Genomic DNA, 8,074 nt, shown 5'->3' on the forward strand with positions numbered 1-8,074 from the left:
AGAAATATCACCTTCAGCATAATAATCATCAGGGTTGTTACTTCCTCCATTTACATAAGGCTTATCTAAAGTCCTAGTACCATTAAAGATATAACGCCCACCATAATCAGTGTTCCCTATATTCACCAAATGATCTTGTAATTGATCAACCTCAGATTGAATCTGTTTTGCATCCTCTGAGGTTATAGACCCCGTAGCACCTTGTACACCTAAGTCCCTTAACTTTCTCAAAGTGTTAATTGAATCATCCAAAGCCTGATCAGTAGCTGCTAACCACCCGTTCCCATCTTTGATATTTTCAGTATAACGTTCATTAAATTCAATTGTTGTCTTTAACTGCAAAGCCTTAGTAGCTTTTAACGAATCCTCGGAAACTTTAGTAAACTGCTTACCAGTAGATAATTGATTCATATATTTATTAAGATTAGCCTGGTTTTTATTATAATTATTATTGAAATTATTAATCATCATATTATTTGTAACACGCGACATTTATATAACCTCCTTATGCATCCTTTTGTAGGGGCAGACCTATGTGTCTGCCTTCTTAGTTTAAGAGTTTAATTCTTTTAAATCATTATTTCATTAGTACGAATGTTTAAATTTATAACCTAGGGTGACACACAGGTCACCCCCTACATTTAAAAATTATCCCTATATACTATTCACCAACGTATTAAACATCTCATCTAACCTGCTTATAACCCTTCCAGCAGCATTGTAGGCATGTTGGAACTTAACCATCTCTGTCATCTCCTCATCCAAAGAAACTCCTGATACCTCTTCACGCTTACTCTTAAGGTCATTTACCAATACTTTCTGGTTTCCTTCCATCCTATCAGCTCGTTCAATCTCTATTCCTAAATTACTAGATTGCCTTTGCCAAAAATCATTGAAAGTAGTTCCCCCTATTGTATCACCTTTATCCTTTAAATTAGCAATCTTAAGAGCATTACTACCATCTCCTTGACCAGCATCAGCAGTAGAAGCAGCAGCAATTAATGCTGGATCATCTATGATATCTTGATTAATACTAATTTGCCCTGCTGTATGAACATCATCCTCAAAGACAAAAAATTCAACTCCCTCATCACCATTTAAATCAAAACCACTTTCATGTGCTTTATTAACTTCATGGGCCAAGTGCACAGCCATCATATCTAAATCTTGTTTATAATCAATTGTGCTATCTTGTACGTCCATTAAACCTTTAATCTCTCCACTATTAATTTGTACATTATTCCCACCAATACTAAAAGAAGAAGTTTCTATATCATAGCTATGATTGAAGTCTATATCATTTCCTTCACTATCAACCCCATATTCCACTTCTTGCTTACTAGAAGTATTATTAACTTCCAGCTCTTGAGCAAATTTACCTTGAACTACATTAATACCATTTAAACTTATATTAGCTTGGTTTGTATCGTCTATTCTTATATCGACATCAGCTAATTCCGATAATCTATCTAAAAGTAAATCCCTTTCATCCATAAGGTCATTAGCATTCTTATTAGAATCACTTTCTACAGCCTTAATTTGATCATTTAAACTAGCAATTCTAGAGGTTAAAGAATTAAATTCATTAATCCTACCTTCAATCTCAAAACTTAAATTATCATGTAACTCCATTAAAGAATTATCAAAATGATTCATCTGTGTAGTTAAAGTGATAGTTTGTTGTACTACAGTTTCTCTTACTGCCATACTCTCAGGATTATTATTTAATTCTTGAAAACTATCCCAAAACTGATTAAGGTTGTTAACCATTCCAGCCTCATCTAAATCATTAAAAATTGCTTCTATCTCTTTAAGGTTAGTATGCTTCATATCCCATTCACCTAAAGCATGGTTTTCAGCCCTGATTCTCGAATCTATAAACTGATCTCTTGCCCTCTCAACCTTCTTAACATGAACACCAGTTCCAATCTGCCCTGCACCCGTGCTATTATATAAACTAGGTTTGGCATGAGGAGTGGTTGCACTTTGAACCGCCCTCTGCCGAGAATAACCCTCAGTATTAGCATTTGCAATATTATGACCTGTTACTGTTAAGGACTTCTGTTGAGTCTGTAAAGTCCTTTTTGCTAACTCAATTCCTCCAAAAGTAGATGCCATTTTATTCCCTCCATCCGTTATTAGCTTTTAGTCTCTAGCTAATAGTTACTAGCAAAGATAATACAAACATTCTTCAGCTAATAGCTATAAGCTAATAATCAGTAACTAACCTACGCTTTCTTATTTATAATCATATTCCTTCTCTCACCATCATTAACTTCCCCTTTTTTACCATAAGTACCCTGCGGGCCACTATTTAAAAGATTTAAGTTAAAGTTGGTCAACTGCAAGGAATCTTTAATTAGTTTATTATTAAGATCATTTAAATCAATAAACTTATCCATTAACACTACCAAATCCCTTTGTAACTCTTTTAAAGTAGTCCTCTCTTCTCCCTTAACTTGATTTAATAATTGGGTAAGGGAAATATCACCACTAATACCTTGGCGACCCTTCTCTAATCTTTCAACTTTTACTAATAAACCTTCTTCTTCTTTAGTTATATCTTCTAAGCTACCTATATCCCGGGCCAACAAGCTATCCTTTTTCTCCTCACCTAACTCATAAAGCTTTTGGTAAAGAGAAATCTCTGCTTCTAATATATCTATCAATTTCGCTATATCTATACTATTCATAGAGAACACTCCTCTAATCTAAATTATTTGAAAATATATTATCTAAGATACTATTAGCTATATCTTCTCCATCAACATTGTAATCTCCTGCTTTTAGTTGGCCCTTTAAGCTAGTAATTATTTCTTGTCTCTCCTCTGAAGGCTCACTTGCAAACTCTTTGGCCTTCTGTATCAAAAGGGCCTGTTCAGACAAAGATACCCTATCCTTCTTCCCTTTCTTTTCGGCTTTACTATTATTATTAGCATTATTTATATAATTCTTAATTGCTCTAGGCCTTCCAATACCATCAATCTTCATGACTATCACCTGCCTTTCAAATGTTTAGCTGCTAGCTTCTAGTTACTAGCATTTAGCTAAAGATCAAAATTAAAATCTATTTTTCTAAAGTATAACTTTTAGCCACTAGTTATTGGTTTCTAGCCAAAAGCCAGAAGCTAATAACTAGTAACTAAAAAATCTCAATTACATTAAATTTATCGATCAAATTATGGTAATAATTAAACTCCTAATTATAAACAAAAAGAGATTTAAACAAGTTTAACTGACTTATAGTCAATTATACTAGCTTAAATCTCTGAAATACTCCCTATTTCCTCATAATTCTACCTTTAGTATACATCTTGCCCTTTTCTCTTTCAAGCTCTTCTTTATCTTCACTCTCTTTTATTTTAGACATCCCTGATCTTAATTTATCTACGCAACCATTACAGAATCTACCACTTTGAATAGGCGCTCCACACCTCTCACATTCCACCTTAATGGACAACCCACTTATTTGAAGAAATCGCCCTTCTCTAACAAACTTCTGAATTATTTTTTCATTTACCCCAGTTTCTTTACTTATCACTTTAATTGTAGAACCTGGGTTATCCCATAAATAGTCCTTAACAACTTTAAACTGTTCCTCTTCTTCCTTTAAACATTTAGGGCATATTTTATTGACACTTGAAGTAGGAGCAAAAACCTTCTTACATAACTTACACTTCTTCAACCCCATCCTATCCCCTCCTTAACACTTTATCAGCTTCTAGTTTCTAGCTACTGGCTTTTAGCGAAAAAAACTTCAAAACATACTTTTATGTAGAGAAGATTTAGCTAATAGCTAGTAGCAAGTAGCTAACGGCACAATAGTGCCACTTAATTATTATACTTCGACAACTTTAGCAATTATCCTTTTTTATTACTCTACATCCCGTCCTGTAGCTAAAGTAATTACCTGTATTTTATCAGCACCTTTATCTAAGAAGACTTTACTGGCTTCATTGACAGTTGCACCAGTAGTATAGATATCATCGACTAATAATATTGATTTGTCCTTAACTAAAATACCATCTTTTAAAATGAACTTTCCTTTTATATTCTCTATCCTCTCAGCCCGGGCCAACTTACTTTGCTTAATAGTCTCCGATCTTCTTTTAAGTAAGCCTTTGGATTCTAAATTCAACCTCTCGCCTACTCTGTTGGCCAACAATCTAGCTTGATTAAAGCCTCGCTCTCTAATCCTTTCTTGATGACTTGGTATATATGTAATCAGATCAAAATCTCGTCTAGAAAAGAATCTATCTATATATATCCCCATCAAATCCCCCAAAGGAGCTGCTAAGTTTCTATATCTATTATATTTAAAGAGATAGATATACTCCTTAAGACCTTTTTCATAGACTCCAACCGATCTCCCCTTTACAAAATAATGATCTTTTCTTCTACAATCGCTACATAAACTTTTATTAGCGTCACTTAATATTTTTCCGCATTTTTCACAAAAAGAATCCTTTATAAACTCTATCTCCCCAATACAATTCTTGCAAAGATCAATCTCAACATCACCAATCTCATCACCACAGATTGAACAACTAACTCCTTCTGGATAAAAGAGATTCAGTAACCCTTCCCATAACATTTTTAATATCTCAAACACCACCTTTTTGCACACAAATTTATATAAAGATCAAGCAAAGAGATCTGCCCCTACTGCTGTTCTTTCTTATCCCTTGATCTTAACTGTAAATTCTACACTGCCAACTGTACACTGCTCTTAACCATCCGGTTTATAAAAATAATAAATCCCTCATGGAATCTCAATTTCAAAGACCCCTCTATTCTCTATTCTTTATTTTTGGATTTCAACTATCAATTATCAATTTTCAACTGTCAATTGTACACTGCTCTTAACTCTTATCTATTCTCTGCTCTTGACCTTAATTATCAACTATCAATTATCAACTATCAATTGATATACCCTTTTTGACGCGATTCTTCATTTAAAGCCCTTATCCTCTCTTTAGCAGCTCGCATCTCTGAACTTATCTCACTTCCAATAAAAAAAACCTTACCCTCTGGATACTTCAAAGACCTCCCAGCCCTACCGGCCATCTGTATTAGAACTCCCTCACTAAAGACCCACTCCCAATGGGCAAAGAGAACAAATACATTAGCCTTCTCTACTGTTACACCCCGTTCCATAATAGTAGTAGAGACTAAAATTGGATAATCTCCTGCCAAAAATGCCTCTCTCTTCTCCTCTCTGAGTTTATCCTTGGAATGGCTTCCCCTTACCCAGCTTAATCCATCACCTTCAGGAAAATAATCCTTTAACCTTTCTACTACCACTTCTACCAGCTCTCTACTTGGGACAAAGACAAAAACTTGGGCCAACTCGCCTTCTACCGATAATTTAATCTTTTCAACTATATCTTCAGCTAACAAAAGCCTGCCATCACCTCTATTATAATCAATCTCACTTTCAATTAGCATAGGTTCAGGTAAGGGGTGACGGTGATAGCGAGCAGATAATTTAAGTAGCTTCATCTCCCCTTTATCTAATCTAATGAATTCATCTTCTGTAGGTGTAGCAGTCATATAAATTATTTTTCCCTTATCCTTCTTAGCTAAGTTAATAGCCCTTCTTAAGGTCTTACTCCCCTTATAAGGAAAAGCATCAACCTCATCTAAAATTATTAAATCAAAAGCCCGATAAAATCTCATCACCTGATGGGTAGTAGCAATTATTAAATCACAATCTTTATATTTAGACTTACTTCCTCCATATAAAGCTTTGATTCTAACATCTGGAAATGACGCTTGTAACCTTTGAGCGAGTTCAACAACCACATCCCTTCTAGGAATAGCAAATAAAACTCTCCCACCACGACTTAAAACATCTGCAATTGCAGCAAATACAACTTCTGTCTTACCTGCTCCACACACCGCCCAGACTAAAGCCTCCTCTAAATTTCCATCTAAAAATCCAACCAGCCCATTAGATATTCTTGCCTGCAAAGTAGTTAAATCAAACTTCAACCGGGGAGTAACCAGCTTTAAGCCTCTATTAAAAGAAGAGCTTGAACACCTATATAAAGGTCGACACAGCCTTGCTTCTCCCATTAAAATACAATCTTGACAGTAATAATCCAATTCCCCACAGCTATTACACTCCATCTCAACTAGCTTCTCTTCACTTCCACACCTTTCGCATTTAATTTGCTCGCCACTTTTTCTTATAGCAGGTATAATCTCTAATTTACCCAACAGCTTTAAATATATAAGGATAGAATTCAAATCCCTTACTACGATATGATTTTGACGCAATAAGTCCCTAACTTCAGAAAAATATAACACCCTACCTTGCAAAAGACTATAAACCTGCTTCCATTCTACTGGATCAGGAAATCTAATTCTTCCTATATTTTCAACCTCTAAACCTTTTATTTTTACGCCTTTTTCAATCCCTTCTCTTCTAACCACACTTTTAATCTTACGCAGTTTTGTCTGTATCAAACCACCTAAAGGATCTACCTCCCAAAACAAAGAGAAAAATTTCCCTAAAGAAAATCCATCAGAGTCAAAATTCATTCTAATCTTCTCTTGATCTTCTGTAATCTCATTATATATATAATCCCCTATCCCCCAATTAATAAATTCTGCAACTATAAACAGAGAATATTCATCTTCCTTGATAACACCTTTATTTAAATGAAAGGCAACCTCCATATCTACCCTAGTAGATAGACCTATAATATATCTATATTCATCAGCTAAAATATAAACAAGTGGCTTATTAGCCTCCATACCTCCACCCCTTTTACATATTTTTACATATGTAAATTATACACCCTTCTGTTTTAGTTGTCAATTAATGGTAATTAAGTATGGGTTTTGATTACTTAATTATAGAGCTAAAGATATAGTCCTGCCTGGTATTTACCTTTAGGGCCAACCTGCAGACCTCTTTAGACCCTTGGTGAAAACCATAAAGGTCATATCCACATAAGTTGGTCTCTACAATAAACTTCTACAAAACAAAAAACCACAGGCTTTCGCCTATGGCTCCACTTTCTTATGTATGTTATAAAACTTATTTAAGTTATTTGTTTAATAATCCTCGTTAAGCTCACTTTCTAACTTTTCCTTTAATTCATCAATCTTTCTCCTAGCTCTTTGTAAAGCATTGTCTACAGTCTTAACACTTCCACCAATCTCATCAGAGATCTCTTTATAAGATTTTCCTTCAATATACTTATTAAAAACCAACCACTCTAACTTAGTTAGCATCTTCTTTAAATGATAGCTAACTTCTTTAACTAATTCTCTATTTACATAATTTTTCTCAGGGTCATTGTGTTGATCGGGCAATATATCTAATAAAGTCCGACCCTTACCTCCATCATCCTTAGAGTAGGTTAACTTCTTATCAATAGAGGTAGAGTTATTAAGTGGCATATGCTTCTGCCTATTAGCGGTCTTTATGGCAGAAATTAACTGCCTATTAACGCACAAATGAGCAAAACCACGAAAAGACGCCTCACGCTTAATCTTATAATCCCTAATTGCTTTATATAATCCTACTAATCCTTCTTGAATTACATCATCATTATCTAACCCTTTAATATAAAAAAGTTTAGATTTAGCATATACAATATCAATATTATTATTTATCAGATATTTTTCTGCAGACCTGTCCCCATTTTGAGCTAAACTTATTATATCATGCTCTGTCATTTCATCATATTTACTTTTGCTTTTGCTACTAACTCTACCCATTTTATCCCACCTTGCTTTGATGTTTTTAGGCCCGTAAACCCTAATAAACACTATCATTATATCATGTCTTAGCATTCTCGTCAAAAGATACCCCAAGCAATAATCAAAAGTCTATATCTTAAAAGAAATTAAAACCTCTATTTTAGTTTAACCCCATATCATTTGGTCTCAATTCCAAAGAACCTTGAACATAAAAAATCACTACTTTAATAAAGAAAAAATATTCAAATATTCTATTGACATTTAGATTCATTTTAGTTATACTAATAGATGTTGTTCGAGAAAAAACTATGGACCTGTAGCTCAGTTGGTCAGAGCAATCGGCTCATAACCGATTGGC

Annotated in this window: 8 protein-coding genes; all 8 read right to left on the reverse strand. The window is 34.2% G+C overall.

Annotation, left to right across the window (positions count from 1 at the left end; all coding sequences use genetic code 11):
• Nucleotides 1-492 (reverse strand): flagellar hook-associated protein FlgL (flgL, locus tag HALSAC_RS14870; RefSeq protein WP_084804287.1); only part of this gene is annotated, 492 nt, incomplete at its 3' end.
• 162 nt (nt 493-654) lie between these two features.
• On the reverse strand, nt 655-2,118 hold the full coding sequence (gene flgK, locus HALSAC_RS0103160; RefSeq protein WP_035571194.1) for a flagellar hook-associated protein FlgK: 1,464 nt from the start codon (nt 2,116-2,118) through the stop codon (nt 655-657).
• A 110-nt stretch (nt 2,119-2,228) separates the two neighbouring features.
• Nucleotides 2,229-2,693 (reverse strand): flagellar protein FlgN, encoded by a 465-nt coding sequence (locus HALSAC_RS0103165; RefSeq protein ID WP_027339050.1) that lies wholly within the window; start codon nt 2,691-2,693, stop codon nt 2,229-2,231.
• Between the two features lie 13 nt (nt 2,694-2,706).
• The gene (gene flgM / locus HALSAC_RS0103170) at nt 2,707-2,991 is read right to left on the reverse strand and encodes a flagellar biosynthesis anti-sigma factor FlgM (protein WP_027339051.1); all 285 of its coding nucleotides are present in this window, start codon (nt 2,989-2,991) and stop codon (nt 2,707-2,709) included.
• 289 nt (nt 2,992-3,280) lie between these two features.
• Nucleotides 3,281-3,691, reverse strand: a complete 411-nt coding sequence (locus HALSAC_RS0103175; RefSeq protein ID WP_027339052.1) for a flagellar protein — start codon at nt 3,689-3,691, stop codon at nt 3,281-3,283.
• Between the two features lie 183 nt (nt 3,692-3,874).
• Nucleotides 3,875-4,627 carry a ComF family protein gene (locus tag HALSAC_RS0103180; RefSeq protein WP_211231288.1) on the reverse strand — a complete coding sequence of 251 codons (753 nt, stop codon included), beginning with the start codon at nt 4,625-4,627 and terminating at the stop codon, nt 3,875-3,877.
• Nucleotides 4,628-4,920: 293 nt separating this feature from the next.
• Nucleotides 4,921-6,762 (reverse strand): ATP-dependent helicase ComFA, encoded by a 1,842-nt coding sequence (locus tag HALSAC_RS0103185; protein WP_027339054.1) that lies wholly within the window; start codon nt 6,760-6,762, stop codon nt 4,921-4,923.
• 303 nt (nt 6,763-7,065) lie between these two features.
• Nucleotides 7,066-7,734 carry an RNA polymerase sporulation sigma factor SigH gene (gene sigH, locus HALSAC_RS0103190; RefSeq protein ID WP_027339055.1) on the reverse strand — a complete coding sequence of 223 codons (669 nt, stop codon included), beginning with the start codon at nt 7,732-7,734 and terminating at the stop codon, nt 7,066-7,068.
• Nucleotides 7,735-8,074: the final 340 nt, after the last annotated feature.

It is taken from the genome of Halonatronum saccharophilum DSM 13868 (assembly GCF_000517025.1).
Lineage (GTDB): Bacteria > Bacillota > Halanaerobiia > Halobacteroidales > Halobacteroidaceae > Halonatronum > Halonatronum saccharophilum.